The organism is Nostoc sp. T09 (assembly GCF_002154695.1).
Lineage (GTDB): Bacteria > Cyanobacteriota > Cyanobacteriia > Cyanobacteriales > Nostocaceae > Aulosira.
On the sequence record NZ_MTAV01000082.1, the window covers coordinates 1 to 16,996 of the forward strand.

Annotated in this window: 10 protein-coding genes; 8 read left to right on the plus strand and 2 right to left on the minus strand. The window is 40.6% G+C overall.

The features are described from left to right. The first annotated feature begins 434 nt into the window (after window positions 1-434). Together BV372_RS36385 and BV372_RS17290 are read left to right on the plus strand one after the other, a co-directional pair. The gene (locus BV372_RS36385; RefSeq protein ID WP_179198126.1) at window positions 435-599 is read left to right on the plus strand and encodes a hypothetical protein; all 165 of its coding nucleotides are present in this window, start codon (window positions 435-437) and stop codon (window positions 597-599) included. Then, window positions 592-1,731 (plus strand): PepSY domain-containing protein, encoded by a 1,140-nt coding sequence (locus tag BV372_RS17290; RefSeq protein WP_086687737.1) that lies wholly within the window; start codon window positions 592-594, stop codon window positions 1,729-1,731. The genes BV372_RS36385 and BV372_RS17290 overlap by 8 nt, the downstream gene beginning before the upstream one ends. Window positions 1,732-1,890: 159 nt before the next feature. Here BV372_RS17290 and BV372_RS36390 read toward each other — a convergent pair whose 3' ends face one another. Together BV372_RS36390 and BV372_RS17295 are read right to left on the minus strand one after the other, a co-directional pair. After that, window positions 1,891-2,052, minus strand: coding sequence for a hypothetical protein (locus tag BV372_RS36390; protein WP_179198127.1), 162 nt, complete (start codon window positions 2,050-2,052; stop codon window positions 1,891-1,893). Between the two features lie 6 nt (window positions 2,053-2,058). Next, the gene (locus BV372_RS17295; protein WP_179198128.1) at window positions 2,059-2,838 is read right to left on the minus strand and encodes a DUF3120 domain-containing protein; all 780 of its coding nucleotides are present in this window, start codon (window positions 2,836-2,838) and stop codon (window positions 2,059-2,061) included. Between the two features lie 361 nt (window positions 2,839-3,199). Here BV372_RS17295 and BV372_RS17300 point away from each other — a divergent pair, with 361 nt between their 5' ends. From BV372_RS17300 to BV372_RS17325, 6 genes are all read left to right on the plus strand, one after another. Continuing rightward, complete coding sequence (locus BV372_RS17300) at window positions 3,200-4,162, plus strand: undecaprenyl-diphosphate phosphatase (protein WP_086687832.1); 963 nt, start codon at window positions 3,200-3,202, stop codon at window positions 4,160-4,162. Between the two features lie 163 nt (window positions 4,163-4,325). Next, window positions 4,326-5,648, plus strand: coding sequence for a TIGR03279 family radical SAM protein (locus BV372_RS17305; protein ID WP_086687738.1), 1,323 nt, complete (start codon window positions 4,326-4,328; stop codon window positions 5,646-5,648). Between the two features lie 105 nt (window positions 5,649-5,753). Beyond that, window positions 5,754-8,555 carry a family 10 glycosylhydrolase gene (locus tag BV372_RS17310; RefSeq protein WP_086687739.1) on the plus strand — a complete coding sequence of 934 codons (2,802 nt, stop codon included), beginning with the start codon at window positions 5,754-5,756 and terminating at the stop codon, window positions 8,553-8,555. Window positions 8,556-9,323: 768 nt separating this feature from the next. Then, window positions 9,324-13,274, plus strand: coding sequence for a PAS domain S-box protein (locus tag BV372_RS17315; RefSeq protein ID WP_086687740.1), 3,951 nt, complete (start codon window positions 9,324-9,326; stop codon window positions 13,272-13,274). After that, complete coding sequence (locus BV372_RS17320; protein ID WP_086687741.1) at window positions 13,252-14,445, plus strand: EAL domain-containing response regulator; 1,194 nt, start codon at window positions 13,252-13,254, stop codon at window positions 14,443-14,445. Before BV372_RS17315 ends, BV372_RS17320 begins: the two co-directional genes overlap by 23 nt. A gap of 224 nt (window positions 14,446-14,669) precedes the next feature. Further along, window positions 14,670-16,976 (plus strand): NACHT domain-containing NTPase, encoded by a 2,307-nt coding sequence (locus tag BV372_RS17325; protein ID WP_086687742.1) that lies wholly within the window; start codon window positions 14,670-14,672, stop codon window positions 16,974-16,976. Window positions 16,977-16,996 lie beyond the last annotated feature (20 nt).

The following is a 16,996-nucleotide window of genomic DNA, read 5'->3' on the forward strand; positions in this document are numbered from 1 at the left end:
TTCAGGAGTTAGAATTCAGAATTCAGAAGTAAAACAGTCTTTATGCTTGGGTTTGAGGCTGAGGATCTGTACTTCACTAACTTGAAATTTGCTGTATATACCTGTCTGTGAGTAAAGCTTAATAGGGGAAGGAAATAATCCTGAATTTTTTCCTTTCTCTATTTTGTGTATCACAAAAAATAAAAGAAAAATTCTATCCAAAGTTTAAATTAACTATTGCCAAATGAAGTGAACTGATTCGTCTTCAGCATCTAAGTATAAATTGGGAAATTATCCTAGAAGCAATAAAAAAAATTTTCCTTAAAAGTTAAAAAAGGTTTCGATTAAGCCTACCAATCTTAATCACTATTGCTGCAATAAAATTCTGATAATTTCCACAAATAATATGAAATTATTTTTTTCAAGCTACATGGATAACTAGTGCATTCATAGCTATGGCAGCACACCCAGCAATGACACAAGTAGCTGCCATAACAGTAATCAAACTACAAAACACAGGTTCAGGCATTGAGCTAATTTTGCAAGCATCAAATGCTCAACAAATACAAATTAATAGTAAATCTGATGTGGTTTTGGGTAGGGCTATTTGGTATGAATAAGAAACAACTGCGAGACATTACATTCTATATCCATCGATATATCGGCTTGATTGTAGGGTTGATATTAGTTGTGATTGGTTTGACTGGTAGCTTGTTAGTTTTTGAACCGGAAATTGAAGATTTCTTAGTAGCCCAAAAGTTTGGCCATGTAGTTCCTCAACAAACACCTGTATCGATTGATGAGATTCTAGCAACTATCAACTCTGCGATCGCAAAACAAACCGACCTCAAAATTGGCTCTATCGTTGTACCCAAAGATGGGACTTCTGCTTATGAAGCTAGGCTATGGAACTCTGCCGATAAACTAACGCAGGTTTTCATCGATCCCTATACCGGCAAGGCTATGGGTTCTATCAAAGAAGACTCTAATATATTGCAATTGGCTTTACATTTGCACTATGAGCTTTTAGCTGGTAAACCTGGACAAATCATTGCTGGCGTTACGGGGCTGTTGTTATTCTTTTTGAGTGTTACAGGGATAATTCTCTGGCCTGGTTGGAGAAAACTAATTGCTGGGTTCAAAATTAAATGGAATGCTCATCCGAAGCGAGTAAATTTTGATATTCACAAACTAATTGGAATTATCGTTGCAGTTTTTTTTGCTTTAACTGGCTTCACCGGCTTTTGCTGGAATTTCTATGACTACTCTGTTCCAGTCATCTATGCAGCCACCTTCACCCCTCAGCCACCAGAACTTGCTTCTCAACCTATCCCTGGGCAATCACCTTTACCACTATCTCAGGTTTTGCAAGCAGCAGATGCAGCTATACCCAATGCTCAAACGACCTATATTGGAATCCCAGACAAGCCAGATAAAATTATCAGAGTCGGGAAAAGACAAGCTCATGAAACTTCTCCCTATGGTGAAAGTGAAGTGACCTTAGATCAATACACTGGTAAGGTTTTGAGAGTTGCTGACAGTCGCTCTTTAGCTTTAGGTGATCGCTTCCTCAACTCCTTTGCTCCCCTCCACTATGGAACTTATTGGGGAGCTTATAGCCGCATTCTTTACGTATTGGTAGGTCTTTCACCATCAATTATGTTCGTTACTGGCTTAGTGATGTGGTGGTATCGTCGTCGTGTCAAAGCGGAAAATGTTGTAGATAATTTAGACGTGTTGCAACGCCATTAAAAGTTGTCTAAAAAACGCATTTACCTACAACTTAGAACACGAATTTAGTAACGACTGGAAGTTGCGGCAAGGTTTTAAAGTCATCAGTACTAGTGGCCGCACCCAATTAGCACCCATTGTCAAAAGAAGGTCGGACACTTCTACGAACAGCTATCAATATCAAGAATCTGTTTGATACTGAGTATTACGAATCTCAGCGCTTTTTCTTGGTTCCTGTGCACCCTTAACTTTATTGGGAACAGTTTCTTTTGAGTTTTGAGGATTTACCTGGGATGAATAGGAGGGGGCGGTAATTATGCGATCGCCCTTTGCCCAACTCATCAATTTTTACGCTAAAACCGCAGCTAATAAAAATAGGCTATCTACCAAAATTGTGCTTAAAACTGCACCACCAAAGGCATACCAATGTCGTTGCTTGTAGCGTAAAGGTAAAACTCCTACTGTCAACAGCGCTGAGGCGAGGATGACTGCCCAGGCTTGTCCCCAAGGTGTTTGAACTTGGATGAGGGCAGTTTGTAAAATTGGTGCAACATTCTCAGGTTCCACCTGCATAATTTGCCGCCAATAGGGCATTAAATCTACTAAATAAAAATACACATCAGTTAAGGCTGTACCGAATAAAGAACCTAAATAGAACCAGTTACCGACTTTGCCCCAATTCCGCACCAGACACCAACAGGCAAAGGGTAGCCCGATAGATTCTACTGGCAAATGCCATAGAGGTTCCCAACGTAACCATCCCCAGTAAATTGCTCCGGCTAGCCAACTCCAGCTGAAACCCAACAGCAAATCACCCCAGAGATAAGTAGCAGGACGTGACATTAAGGTAAAACTCAGCCATACCCACAATCCGGCGATCGCCAAACTTAAACTTGGCAGCGATCGCACCAGTGGCGCTTCTACAAACACTGGTACAGATACTAAAAACACCGCCGCTGCTAGTACTAACCAAACTTGTCGCGACGATGAAGAGATTGGCAGATTGGGGGATTGAGAAAGTGTAGACTCCAATTCACTTATGCCTTTGTGCCCCGTATGAGTAGAAACCAACTTGCTACCTATAGAGGCGGTAGAAGTACTGTAGGAAGACAATGTATTATTAATCAATGTTTTTAATAATTGTTACTAAACTTTATCTTACTTAAGATATCACATACATAAATCCCCCCCGGGGGCATATTTATCTTACCTTGTTTTTCCCTAGATTTTTAGATGTTGCCTAGAAGAAGACAACATACTGAGCTGATGTCGGTCACACCAAATTTAAAAGATTGTAGTCAGGGCTTCATCTATTTCTGAGAAACTCTAGCTATTGTCAGCCACTTTCTGAATCGGACAGTGGTAAATTAATGGCGCGCCTTTTTGGGGATAAATGACAACCCAAATCTTTCTTAGTTATTTTCCTGGCAAGTTCCCCTGGTAGGTGTTTGTGTAATTGGTTGTAATGTCAGCGATCGCAGGTAAACTAATGGCTCTATTAAAACGTCAATGGTTCGTAATTTTAAGTGCAGCGTCTGCTACTGTCTCAGTTGCCGCATTTCCAATTCAAGTTTTCAGCGCCCAGCCTAACCCAGTAGCTAATGGGGTGCAACAAATGAATCTTGTACAAGCGATTATTTTAGGCTTTGTACAAGGAATCACAGAATTCTTACCGATTAGTAGCACAGCCCATTTAAAAGTTGTGCCCGTAGTTCTTGGTTGGGGTGATCCGGGGGTAGCTTTTACAGCCATTATTCAACTGGGTAGTATTGCAGCTGTGCTGTGGTACTTCTGGCAAGACTTGATGCGAATTGTTCAGGGGTCGGCAACAGCGATCGCTCGGAAAGATTACAATAATTACGACTTGCGGTTGGCGTTGGGCATTATCTTAGGGACATTGCCCATTATCTTCTTTGGACTGTTAATCAAAAAGTTTATCCCCGATTTTGATAATTCTCCAATCAGAAGCTTAGGTGCGATCGCTGTTGCTTCTATAGTTATGTCGCTGCTACTGGGATTAGCTGAAAAACTAGGCAAGCGTCAACGCAACTTTGAAAAACTGACAATGAACGATGGGCTATTGATGGGTTTGGCTCAATGTTTAGCATTAATCCCTGGCGTATCTCGTTCTGGTTCTACCCTGACAGGGGGTTTATTTATGGGATTGGAACGGGAAACCGCAGCTAGGTTTTCGTTTTTGCTAGGCATTCCCGCCATTACCCTAGCCGGGTTAGTCGAGTTAAAAGATGTTTTAGGAGAAGGGTTAAGTAGTGCACAAATACTTCCCTTAGTTGCAGGAGTGATTTCTGCTGCAATATTTTCGTATATTGCGATCGCTGGGTTGCTACGCTTCCTCAAAACCCAAAGTACCTGGGTATTTATTTGGTATCGATTGGCATTTGGTGTATTAATACTAGGGGCGATTAGTGCTGGTTTGTTGAAGAATAGTTAATAGTCCGTTGTCATTTGTCCTTTGTCATTTGTCTAAAGCAAACGACCAATGACAAAGTGCAAAGTCTGAGCGGAGGTTTGCTCCGTAGACGCGCAGCGGCTTGCCGCAGGCATCAGAACTTTGTAAGAGATGACTAATGACAAATACCAATGACTCATGACCCATGACTACAATTCGTCCGGCTCGAATTAGCAAAGTATTACCCGATTCCATCGCCGCGGAAATCGGCTTTGAAGCGGGAGATGCGATCGTTGCTATCAACGGTACATCTCCCCGTGATTTGATTGATTATCAATATTTATGTGCTGATGAGGTTCTAGAACTAGAAGTTTTAGATGCTGTTGGCAAAACCCATCACCTGGAAATTGAAAAAGACTACGATGAAGACTTAGGGCTAGAATTTGAAACTGCTCTATTCGATGCTTTGATTCAGTGCAATAATCACTGCCCGTTTTGCTTTATTGACCAACAGCCACCAGGTAAGCGTTCTAGTCTGTACTTTAAAGATGACGATTACCGTCTGAGCTTTTTATATGGTTCTTACTTAACTCTCACCAATTTACCAGAACGAGAATGGCAGCGGATTGAACAAATGCGTCTGTCTCCTTTATATGTTTCTGTCCACGCTACAGAACCCGAAGTCAGAACTAGATTGTTAAAAAATCCCCGGGCTGGACAAATTTTGCAACAACTAAAGTGGTTCCAAGCCAGAAGGCTGCAAATTCACGCTCAGGTAGTCGTTTGTCCCGGTATCAATGATGGCGTACATCTGGAACAAACTCTCCGAGATTTAGCGTCATTTTATACTGGTGAAGTGCCGACAGTCGCATCAGTGGCTGTAGTCCCAGTGGGTTTAACACGATTTCGTCCCGAACAAGACGAACTCATTCCAGTAACACCAAAGAAAGCTCAAGAAGTGATTTCTCAAGTGCGATCGCTCTCTTTAGAATTTCGTCAAAAGTTCGGTTCAAGCATTGTTTGGTTAGCCGATGAATGGTTTTTAATTGCAGGAGAAGAATTGCCTAGTGAAGCTGAATACGAAGAATATCCCCAAATTGATAATGGCGTTGGTTCAATTCGGTTGTTTCTCAAGCAATTTGCCACTGCTGCTAAATCACTACCAACTAAAATATCTCCCAAGAAAAAATTAACTTGGGTAGTTGGTAATGCAGTAGAGAAAGCATTTCAACCAATTCTTCAACAGTTAAATGCTGTAGCGGGTTTGGAAGTAAATATGCGTGCGTTATCTAGCGATTACTGGGGACAGAATATTAGCGTTACAGGCTTATTAACAGGGCACGATCTACTTTTAAATTTACAAGGGCAAGATTTAGGTGATGGAATTTTGCTGCCAAATGTCATGCTTAAACATGGGGAATTGATATTTTTAGATGATATGAGTATTGAAGAGGTCGCTAGCAAACTGGGAACAAAAATCTTCCCTGTAGCAGGAATTGAAGAATTAATCAATACCTGTATTGCTTAAAAGCTGCTCAGTTGAAATTCAAAAGTCAAGAGTATAAAAAATAACTAATGACAGTTGATTTTTGACTGTGGACAAATAAATAACTAATTAAGTGAGGAGTGAGGAGTGAAGAATCAGGAAAACCGTATTACAAAATTACAGTTAAAAATTAAAAAAGCCGGATTCTTCATTTTTAATTTGCAATTTTTACTATTAAATGGTCTTGGGATTCTACCAGCAATAGCCGCAGATGAAGAGCCTGTATTGAGCATAGTATATAGCCAAGATAATACTAATCAATGGACAGGAATCACAAACCGCTTGCAAGCAGCTGGGGTGAAGTATTGCGTGATTCCTTTAGATGCAGTCAGGAGTTCAGCCGATTGGGGCGATCGCCGGGTATTATTTTTGCCAAATGTGGAAACATTGACACCAACACAAGCGATCGCCTTAGAAGAATGGATGAGTAAAGGCGGGCGTTTGATTGCCAGCGGTCCTGTAGGTAGCCTGTCAGCGCCAGGAGTAAGGCAGTTATTGCGAACGCTGTTAGGAGGTTACTGGGGATTCAGCCTTGGTAATACACAACAGCTGCAACCAGCAAAAACCAAGCTGCCACAGGAATGGAGCAACCAAGACCAACTGTTTGGTAAAGTGCATGGTGGTGTGGTGATACCTGATAACTTGAGCGCACCAGCTGCTGTTTGGAATGCCAAAGATAACCCAGCCGCAGTAGTGACAACCGATCATTCCACCTTGTTGGGCTGGCGCTGGGGTGTAGATGCAGTTGCGGCAGCAGACGTAGATAATGCTTGGTTAAAAGCCTCATTAGAGCGTCATACAAAATTGCCGCCCAGTGCTAGTCGGAAAATTGAAGGCGGCTCACCAGCCTGCTCTACTTCGGTGGCAGTTGCATCCACAACTCCTAAGCCACAACCACCCTTATCCCCAACTATTTTACAAGCAATCACACCAAAACTTCCTCCTCAAACCACTCAAAATTCAAAACCCAAGACGCCGCAACAGCCAACAGCGATCGCCACTGCTCCCCAACCTAGACCGCTGGTAAATGTTACACCTCAAAATACACAGGAGCCGATTGACCAACTAGAACAAGCGGTGCGTTTGGATGTTGTACCCAACTCTAATACGCCGATTGGTAGCGATGAAGCGATCGCTCTCCAGCAGGAGCTAGAACATCTGATTGGTCGAGTAGAAAGTGCCCATTTAGCTGCCGCAGTTTCCTCCTCTGGTGGCGAACAAGAGAGAGCTAGCAACACCCAATCTTTGAAAGTGGATCGCGCCAACTTAATCGCTAGCAGATCTGGTGTTCAAATCCCCGACACAACGCAAGCGATCGCAAAGGCCAGGGAAATTGCCAAAAACTTACCTCAGTTAATTGCCCAAAAAAACTATTCTCTAGCTCGTCAGCAGTGGCTAACAGCCAAGGCGAGTTTGTGGAAACAGTTTCCCCTTGATCGCAAATTAGCTCAACCAGAAATCCGATCGGTGTGGTTAGATCGGGGGACAATTGTCCGTGCTGGTAGTGAGCAGGGACTCGCCCAAGTTTTTGATCGCCTCGCACAAGCCGGAATTAACACTGTATTTTTTGAAACTGTTAACGCCAGCTATCCCATTTATCCCAGCCAAGTTGCGCCTCAGCAAAACCCATTAATTCGTGGCTGGGACCCATTGGCAGCAGCAGTTAAATTAGCTCATGCCAGGGGTATGGAATTACATGCTTGGGTTTGGGTTTTCGCTGCTGGTAATCAGCGCCACAATCAGGTGATTAACGTCAAGCCTGATTATCCAGGGCCAGTACTGGCTGCTCATCCCGATTGGGCAAACTACGATAATCGTGGCAACATGATTCCTGCTGGTCAAACCAAACCGTTCTTCGATCAAGCTAATCCCGAATTGCGCCAGTACCTACTGAAGCTGTACGAAGAAATTGTTACTCGCTATCAAGTAGATGGTCTTCAGTTAGACTACATTCGCTATCCTTTCCAAGATCCAGCCGCAGGCCGAATTTATGGCTATGGCAAAGCAGCCAGAGCGCAATTTCAGCAACAGACAGGCATAGATCCATTGAAGATTTCCCCAAGCGATCGCGACATGTGGCAAAAATGGACAGCATTCCGTACCGAGCAAGTTGATAGTTTTGTCGCCCAACTTTCACAACAGTTACGACAAAAACGACCAAATTTAATTTTGTCAGTTGCCGTATTTCCCCTACCAGAATTAGAACGCATTCAGAAGATCCAACAGCATTGGGAAGTTTGGGCTAGACAAGGAGATATAGATTTAATTGTTCCCATGACTTACGCCTTGGATACTCCTCGCTTCCAACGACTTGCACAACCTTGGATTGCTTCTACAAAATTGGGAGCCACTTTATTAGTACCAGGAATTCGCTTGCTTTCCTTGCCAGCAGTCGGAGCATTCGATCAATTGCAATTAGTTAGGGACTTACCAGTGAGTGGTTACGCACTTTTTGCGGCAGAAAACTTGAGCAACGAGTTACACAAACTCTTTAGTAATACCCAAGGCAAGGTACAACCCACAACCAGCGAACCAATTCCTCACCGCCAGCCTTTTCAAACTGCTGCTGTTCGTTATACAGCCTTGCAAAGCGAATGGAAGTTTATTTTGCAAAACGACCAAATGCGGATGCCTGCAACAACTATTTCTGAATTCAACAATCAAGCACAAGTTTTACAAAGTGCCTTAAATCAACTTGCAACCTCGCCTTCTGCCAGTAAGTTCATCACAGCAAGAGCCTCTCTAACTCGCTTCCAAACTCAATTTAGAACTTGGATGAGCCAAGAGGCTATAGAAAATCCTTATCAAGTTAAAGTTTGGGAAAATCGTCTGGCAACTATTGAAAGATTATTGCGTTACGGCGAACGGCGCTTACTGTCGCGTCCTTAGGGGAAGAGTAGAGGAAGGTAGGGGAGCAAGGGGGAGAATTATCTGTAATCAGGATTTAAAGAGATAGTATCAATAGTAATAATTTACACTTACTGATTATGGTACTGAACTGACTTTGTTAGTTTTATTCCTGGGTAATATTCAGCCTGAATGATGGTTGCAAAAATCTGAAAGTCTTTGCTCCAAAAGCCTTCAGCACTACTAATGATAATTCTTGAAATCGACAAGATATAATTAACCAAACATAAGGTAATGCTGGGCTTACCCTGTCTTATCTGCCGAGTTAATAAAATTTGACACTCTCTCATCAAGAAAATGGTAAATTTTAAAAAGATAAACCTTTTTCTACGACCTATTTAAAAAGGTTTCCTGGTTTACTAAATTTGCCCATTGAGGCTGATTGTTATTTTCTTTATTCCCTGTTAACTTCAAAAAATATCTAGTTTAGCTCACTTTCGGAGTGGATTTGAGCACAGTACTTTGTAAGTAAATTTTTTATTTTGATTTGTAATTAAGACCCTATTGGACGTTAGATTTCTGATCTAAATCACAATTAATTCCATATCTAAATGATCATGCTTACGTTTGAGGGTTTTGCACCTTTCTTTGCAAAAATTCATTAGACAGAGTCAGAAGAATATTGTATATATGAAAAAATCCAGTATTTATACCCTCGTAATTATTATACATTGACGAAAAAATATTAAAAGTATAGACAACAGTTTGCTTTAAATAACAATTTTTTAATCATAGCTATACTCAACATCTATGCAAGCCATACCGCAAATTCTGTGGCTAAAATGCTTAAAGTCAATTATTGACTTTTCGCCGTTGACGGTTGAGCCGGAAACGTTATTGTTAGATGCGATCGCCCTGATAGCGAAGCAAGGCAAAAGCACTTTAGTCGGATCGGCTAGGCAGATGGTTGGGTGGTTGACAGAGAAAGATATAGTCAGGCTTTTAGCTTCAGGAATTGACTTCAAAACCACAACAATTTCTGAAGTTATGCATCCTCTAACAATTCAGCCAAAGCTGTCTGAACTTAACGATCTGGCAACAGTACTTTCTCTATTGCACCAATATAAGTCGGGTTTGCTTCCCGTGGTAGATGAGCAAGATCTACTGATTGGTGCGATCACCTTGGACAGCATTTATCAACTGTTGCAGCAACAAGCAAAGGAAAGCACAGCTCAATTTGAGTCAATTGAAGAACATCTACATTTGCTAGAATCAGCGATCGCAAATGTTAACGATGCGATTTTGATTACGGAAGCTGAGGCACTGGATGAACCATTTGGTCCGCAGATAGTGTATGCCAACACAGCTTTTACCCAGATGTGCGGCTACACCTTGAGCGAAGTAATTGGCAAAACACCCCGTATTTTACAGGGTGAGCAAACCTCTCGAACTGAACTAACAAAAATTCGGGCAGCGCTTCAAAATGGCTCACCAATCCGCACAGAATTAATTAATTATAAGAAAAATGGCTCGACATACTGTGTGGATTTGAAACAATTCCCGATCGCAAATAAAGCAGGGAAAATCAAGCATTTTGTTTCCATTCAACGGGAGATTACCAAACACAAAGCTAATAAAGAGTCTTTTCGGTGGAATGACGAGATTAGTGAAAGCAAGCAGGCACAAAAAGTTTTAGAAAAAAGCGAAGAGTGCGTAACAGCAGAAGTTACTCGATGGGAGAGCGAACAACTTTATCAAACCATAGCGACAATCTCACCAGTAGGAATTTTTTGCACAGATGATGTCGGAACTAGCCTCTACGTCAACGAGCGCTGGTGCGAAATGACAGGATTGACAAAAGACCAAGCTTTAGGAGTGGGCTGGTTAGCAGCGATTCATCCCGAAGACAGAGAACGGGTGCAGACAGAATGGAATCAATCTGTGGCACAAAAACTGCCATTTCGCTCAGAATATCGGTATCAGCGTCCTGATGGAAGTGAAGTTTGGGTTTTTGGTCAAGCAGTTGCAGAGCGAACAGATACGGGAGAAATAATTACTTATGTGGGTACAGTTACCGACATCAGCCAACAGCAAGCAGCCCTACGCGATCGCATTGCACTAGAAGCACTCCGAGATAGTGAAGAACGGTTTCGCAAGTTAGTAGAAGCTAGCAGCGATTTAATTTGGGAAGTTGACAAAAACGGCCTCTATACTTATGTCAGCCCTAAGATCGGGGACATTTTGGGCTACGAACCAGAGGAAGTGCTAGGGAAAAGCCCCCTTGAGTTTATGCCATTGGATAGGCGAGAGGTTCTGGCGAAGGACTTTGCAGCGATTTTCATTACACCTCAAGCATTTCAATGTCTAGAGAACATCCAGATGCATCAAAATGGGCATTTAGTTTGGCTCGAAACTAGTGGTGTTCCCATCCTTGACTCTGAAGGTAAATTCCTTGGGTATCGCGGTATGAGCCGAGACATTACCGAGCGTCAACAAGCAGAAACATCATTGCGAAACACTCAACAGCAGCTACAAGCAATTTTAGATAATACCCCAGCAGTGATTTATGTAATAGATGCTCAAAATAAATACTTATTGATCAATAGGCAGTATGAACAACTATTTAATATTAAGCAAGAGCAAATATTTGGCAAAAGTATTTACGATATTTGGAGTCAGGATGCTGCCGATCAGTTTGCAATTAATAACCACCAGGTAAGTACAAGTAACATTGCCATAGAAGCCGAAGAAGCTGTTCCCCACGCAGATGGGTTACACACTTATTTGTCGATTAAGTTTCCTTTAAAAGATGCTAATGGTGTAGTTTCTGCTATTTGTGGTATCTCTACTGATATTACGGAGCGCAAATTAGTTGAGGAGTCACTATTACGCTTTCGTAAAGCTATTGAAAGTACAAGCGATGCCGTTTGTATGGGTAACATCTTGGGTGAAACTATTTACGTCAATCCGGCATTCGTCAAACTGTATGATTACACTTTAGAGGAACTCCGGGCTGCTGGGGGAGGAATTGCGATTTTCAAGTATCCAGCAGAGTTTGAACAAGTTCTAAATGCGATCAAAAGTGGTAATTCCTGGCGAGGCGAAGTGACAATGCAAACCCGCAGTGGCAGGCTTTCGCAAGTATACTTATGCGCTGACGCCTTTAAGGATGCCACAGGGAAAGTTTTGGGAACTGTTTGTATTCATACTGATATTACCCAACGCAAACTCGTAGAAGAAAGTTTAAGACTGCGCGATCGCGCGATCGCTGCTTGCAGTAATGGGATTATTATTGCTGATGCCAGCATTCCCAACGGCCCCATTATTTATGTTAATTCTGCCTATGAGCGCATGACTGGCTACTGTGCAGTAGAAGTCATTGGGCAAAGCTTTTGTTTGTTCCAAAACGATCAGATTAATCAAATAGAGTTACAAGAACTAAATGCAGCGATGCAAGCAGGTAAAGACTGCACTGTAATTCTCCGCAACTATCGCAAAGATGGTGGAGTTTTGTATAACGAGTTAAACATTTCTCCTGTTTATGACGTTGCTGGCACACTTACCCATTACATAGGTATTCAAACAGATATTACCGAACGTAAGCAGGCAGAAACGGCACTAGTTCTTAGCCAACAACGGCTACAATATTTACTTTCCTCGACCCCTGCTGTCATCTATACCTGCAAGCTATCAGAAGATTTTGGTGCCACTTTTGTCAGCGAAAATGTCAGAGCGATGATGGGCTATGAAGCCAAGAAATTTATTGAAGATTCGGGTTTTTGGGCTAGACATATCCATCCCGACGATGTTGCTGATGTTTTTGCCGAACTTTCACAGGGAGTAGATGCAGGTCACTACACTTTGAATTACCGCTTCTTGCACCAAGACGGCAACTATCGTTGGGTCTATGACACAGGTAGGTTATTGCAAGATGAAGCTGGTAACTTAGTGGAATTTGTCGGTTACTGGGCAGATATCACAGAGCACAAGCAATTAGAACAAGAGTTAATCATAGCCCTAGAGAAAGAAAAAGAACTCAACGACCTAAAATCTCGTTTTATCTCCATGACTTCCCATGAATTCCGCACGCCCTTGAGTACTATCCTTTCTTCGGCAGAGTTACTAGAACATTACCAGCATAAATGGACTGAAGAAAAACAACTTATTCATCTACGCCGTATTCAAACTGCTGTCAATCGTATGACGGAAATGTTGAACGATGTTTTGTTTATCGGCAAGGCAGAGGCGGGAATACTAGACTATAAACCAACATCCTTCGATTTGGTTGAATACTGCTGTCGCTTGGTGGAAGAAGTTGAGCTAGATCTCAACAATCAGCGGCTAATTTCTTTCAGGAACCAAAGAGAAGTTATGCCATGTTTTATGGATGAAAAATTGCTGGGACATATTCTTAGTAACTTACTCTCAAATGCAATCAAGTATTCCCCATCTGATAGCAATGTTGAGTTTACTTTGACTTGTCACTATGACCAAGCAATATTTGAAATTCAAGACCAGGGAATTGGTATTCCTTCAGAAGACCTACCCCATCTATTTGAATCATTTCATCGAGCCAGTAATGTAGGGAATATCCTCGGTACTGGATTAGGATTGGCAATTGTGAAAAAATGTGTTCATATCCACCAGGGTGAAATCTCTGTCTTCACTACATTGGGAGTTGGAACAAAGTTCACAGTCACTCTGCCATTAAATAACCAAATACAATCCGGTGGGAATTATGACAAAAATTTTAGTAATTGAAGATGAAGAATTAGTTAGAGAAAACCTTTTAGATTTACTAGAAGCTGAGGAGTTTCAGACTATTGCTGCTGCTAATGGCAAAATTGGGTTAAATTTAGCATTCTCTGAAATTCCCGATTTAATTTTGTGCGATATGATGATGCCAGAAATTGATGGTTATGGCGTCTTAACAACATTACGCCAAGACCCGTTAACAGCTACAATTCCTTTTATTTTTTTAACTGCAAAATCTGCAAAAGCTGACTTTCGCCAAGGTATGGATTTGGGAGCAGATGACTACCTGACGAAGCCATTCACACGTGCTGAATTATTAAGTGCAATTGTTAACCGTCTAGAAAAGCAGGCTGCTTTAAAGAAAAATTTATTATCAACTCAGCCTGCAAGTATGGCATTCTCACCAAAAATGCAGTTATTAGAAGTCTATTTACATCGATTAGTCAAAGAAGAAAAATTTCAAGAATTCGAGCTATATTATCAACCAATCGTAGATATTGCCTCTGGAAAGATAATTGCAGCTGAAAGTTTATTGCGCTGGCAAAGTCCTGAATTGGGATCGGTTCCATCTTTAGAATTCATGCAATTAGCCGAATCTACAGGTTTAATTTTGCCTATTGAAAAATGGGTATTTACAAGTATCTGTGAACAGATTCATATTTGGCAGGATAATCTCGATTTTTTGTCATTGACGATTAATGTTAATGTCTCTGGGAGCCAATTTTATTCGCCAGATTTTATCGAAGATATATCTGCGCTGTTTATCAACAATAAATTTGCACCAGAACGTCTAGAAATCGAACTCAGCGAAAGCCTAATTATGCAAAACCTGAATAATGCGATCGCCACCATGAGTAAATTGCGTTCTTTGGGTGTAAAAATCACTATTGATGATTTTGGCATTGGTTATTCTTCTTTAACTAATCTCAAAGAATTACCAATTAACACCTTAAAAATTGGGCGATATTATATTCACAATATAGACAGTAACTCTGAGAAATTAGAACTAACAAAAGCCGTAATTCAAATGGCTCACAGTTTAAATTTACGAGTAGTAGCTGAAGGTCTAGATACAGAAGCAGAACTTGATTTTTTACGCCAATATAACTGTGATGCTATGCAAGGGTTTCTCTTAAGTCGTCCATTGCCAGCAGCAGAACTAGAAAATTTTTTTTGAATGACAACAGCTTATTTATTATGAAAAGCTTGGGCATTGCTCTACAAGGCAAAATATTGTGTAGCAATGCCATAAGCTAGTTGGGTATGTAGAATTGGCTGACTGAATACTATTATAGATAGCTAGTCTTGGTGATTGTGTTATGTTTTTGGTATAAGTTAATGTATAACTTGTATAAGTTGTATACGAATAGCCAAAACTGTATGTAGTTTTTTATTAAGAGAATGGCAAAGCGATCGCTCCAAGCATCTGTAGAAGGTATTAGAAAAGCTAAACTAGCGTTTAAGCGCAAAGGTTGGACGCAAGAATATTTGGCTGCGACTGTTGGTTTAGAAACTCGTCAGCCCATTTGGAAGTTTTTCACGGGAAAACCTATTGATCGCCAAGCCTTTAATGAGATTTGCGTAGTTTTAGACCTAGACCCGACAGAAATTTTACAAAAGTCAACTGACGAAGAATTAATTCCTTCTGAGAAGCCTACCGATTTGACTTTAGATATTAATAGTCTAGTAGAAAAGCTGCGGTCTATTCACTATGAAAAAATTCAAGCCCAGTGCGGTACTTTGCATATTTTAGATATTGCCCAGCCTGTTAGTTTAAATGAACTTTATGTTGACGTTAACATCTTGGAGGAAATGAATAGTAAAACATGGATAGATATTAATGATTTACAAAAATGCGATCGTGATAAATTTGATAGATTTGGTTTAGGTAAGGTCCGTCAAAATCGAGTTGCTGGACTAGAGGCAGTTTTACAATATTCTAAGCTGATGGTGTTGGGAAAACCAGGCTCTGGTAAAACTACATTTTTGCAGTCAATCGCTATTAGTTGTAATCAAGGATTTTTTCAATCAGATTGTCTGCCAATTTTTATTAATTTGAAAAATCTCGCTGAAGATACTAGAGAATCAACCCAAACAAGTTTAGTAAATTACATATATAATTATTTTTTTAGTTTTGATGTTACCGAACAGCAAATTCTGACAATATTTTCTCAAGGCAAAGCGTTAATTTTATTAGATGCTTTAGATGAAGTTTCCGAAACGGATAGCGAACGAATTATCAAAAATATCCGGCAATTTATTGAGAATTTTTCTAAAAATAAAATTATTATTACTTGTCGGATTGCTGCCCAATATTATAGATTTAAAGGATTTACTGAAGTAGAAATTGCTGATTTTACTAAATTACAAATTGTCACTTTTGCATACAAATGGTTTATAGCAGTTGCCAAAAAAACTCCAGCAAAAGCGCAGGCATTGGCACATAAGTTTATGCAAAAGTTGGAACTACCAGAAAATGCACAAATTCTAGAATTAGCCTCTACACCAATTTTGTTGAATCTTACCTGTTTGTTATTTCAGTTTGTGGAAGATTTTCCATCGCAACGTGCGGAACTATATAAACAAGGATTAGATTTACTATTAGTACGCTGGGATGAAGCAAGGGGCATTAAACGAGATCAAATATATCGCAATTTATCGCTATTACAAAAAATTAAGTTGCTGAGTCGTGTGGCAGCAATTACCTTTGCTCAAGGAGATTACTTTCTCCCAGAAAATAAAATGCGGCAACTTATTGTCGGTTATCTATCTCATCTTCCTCAAGCAACAACTGATGCCGATGCTTTGGAATTAGAAAGTGCGGCTGTGTTAAAAGCCATTGAAGCTCAACATGGATTATTGATTGAAAGAGCCAGAGGAATTTATTCTTTTTCCCATTTGACTTTTCAAGAGTATTTTACAGCTAGAGAAATTTTTGCTAATGCTAATACCCAAACACTACAAGAACTAGTTACTCATATCAATGAAGAACGTTGGCGGGAAATATTTTTACTCAGCGTAGGCATGTTACAACCTGCTGATGATTTGTTGCAGTTAATGAAGAAACAAACAGATAGTTTGATAACTGGAAATGAAAGATTGCAGGCTTTTCTCAATTGGATAGGAGAAAAATCCTGTGCAGTCAATCAATCCTATCATCCAGCTAGTGTACGTGCCTTTTACTTTACTATTGCCCTCCCACCAGATCATCCTCTTGCCCGCAACCAAATTTTTGCTCTATCTTTAGATCTGCGACTAGCTGGAAATCTCTCTATTGATTTAGCCTTAGATTTGGCTCTGACTCATGCCCTGGCTGTCAGCTTGACTATGACTGCTGATATATTTTTCCAACGCTTGTTTACTTTGAGTTTAGCTTTAGACTTAGAACATTTGCTGAGGAATCAGCCATCTTTAAAAACGTCGTTGCAAGATTTGAAAAATCAGTTACCCTCGCAGCATCAAAGTAGAGAAACACTCAAAGTTTGGTGGCAAACTTATGGAGAAGCTTGGATTGAGAAATTGCGGAATCTGATGATTGCTGAGCGCCAAATTGGTCATGTATGGAATTTTAATCAAAAAGATTGGCAGGAATTACAACAGTATTGGTATGCCAATGAACTACTACTAGATTGCCTCAACAGTGCTGTTAATATTACTCCTAATGTGCGGAAGTCAATAGAGAAGAGTTTGCTTTTGTCTGGTAGCTAATTGACGTTTGTTATTGATGA

What these genes read in the sequence shown, in the direction of transcription:
- BV372_RS17300 (WP_086687832.1), top strand. Translation starts at nt 3,200, where the DNA reads ATGGCTCTATTAAAACGTCAATGGTTCGTAATTTTAAGTGCAGCGTCT.
- BV372_RS36385 (WP_179198126.1), top strand. Translation starts at nt 435, where the DNA reads ATGGCAGCACACCCAGCAATGACACAAGTAGCTGCCATAACAGTAATC.
- BV372_RS17315 (WP_086687740.1), top strand. Translation starts at nt 9,324, where the DNA reads ATGCAAGCCATACCGCAAATTCTGTGGCTAAAATGCTTAAAGTCAATT.
- BV372_RS36390 (WP_179198127.1), bottom strand. Translation starts at nt 2,052, where the DNA reads ATGAGTTGGGCAAAGGGCGATCGCATAATTACCGCCCCCTCCTATTCA.
- BV372_RS17305 (WP_086687738.1), top strand. Translation starts at nt 4,326, where the DNA reads ATGACTACAATTCGTCCGGCTCGAATTAGCAAAGTATTACCCGATTCC.
- BV372_RS17320 (WP_086687741.1), top strand. Translation starts at nt 13,252, where the DNA reads ATGACAAAAATTTTAGTAATTGAAGATGAAGAATTAGTTAGAGAAAAC.
- BV372_RS17325 (WP_086687742.1), top strand. Translation starts at nt 14,670, where the DNA reads ATGGCAAAGCGATCGCTCCAAGCATCTGTAGAAGGTATTAGAAAAGCT.
- BV372_RS17290 (WP_086687737.1), top strand. Translation starts at nt 592, where the DNA reads ATGAATAAGAAACAACTGCGAGACATTACATTCTATATCCATCGATAT.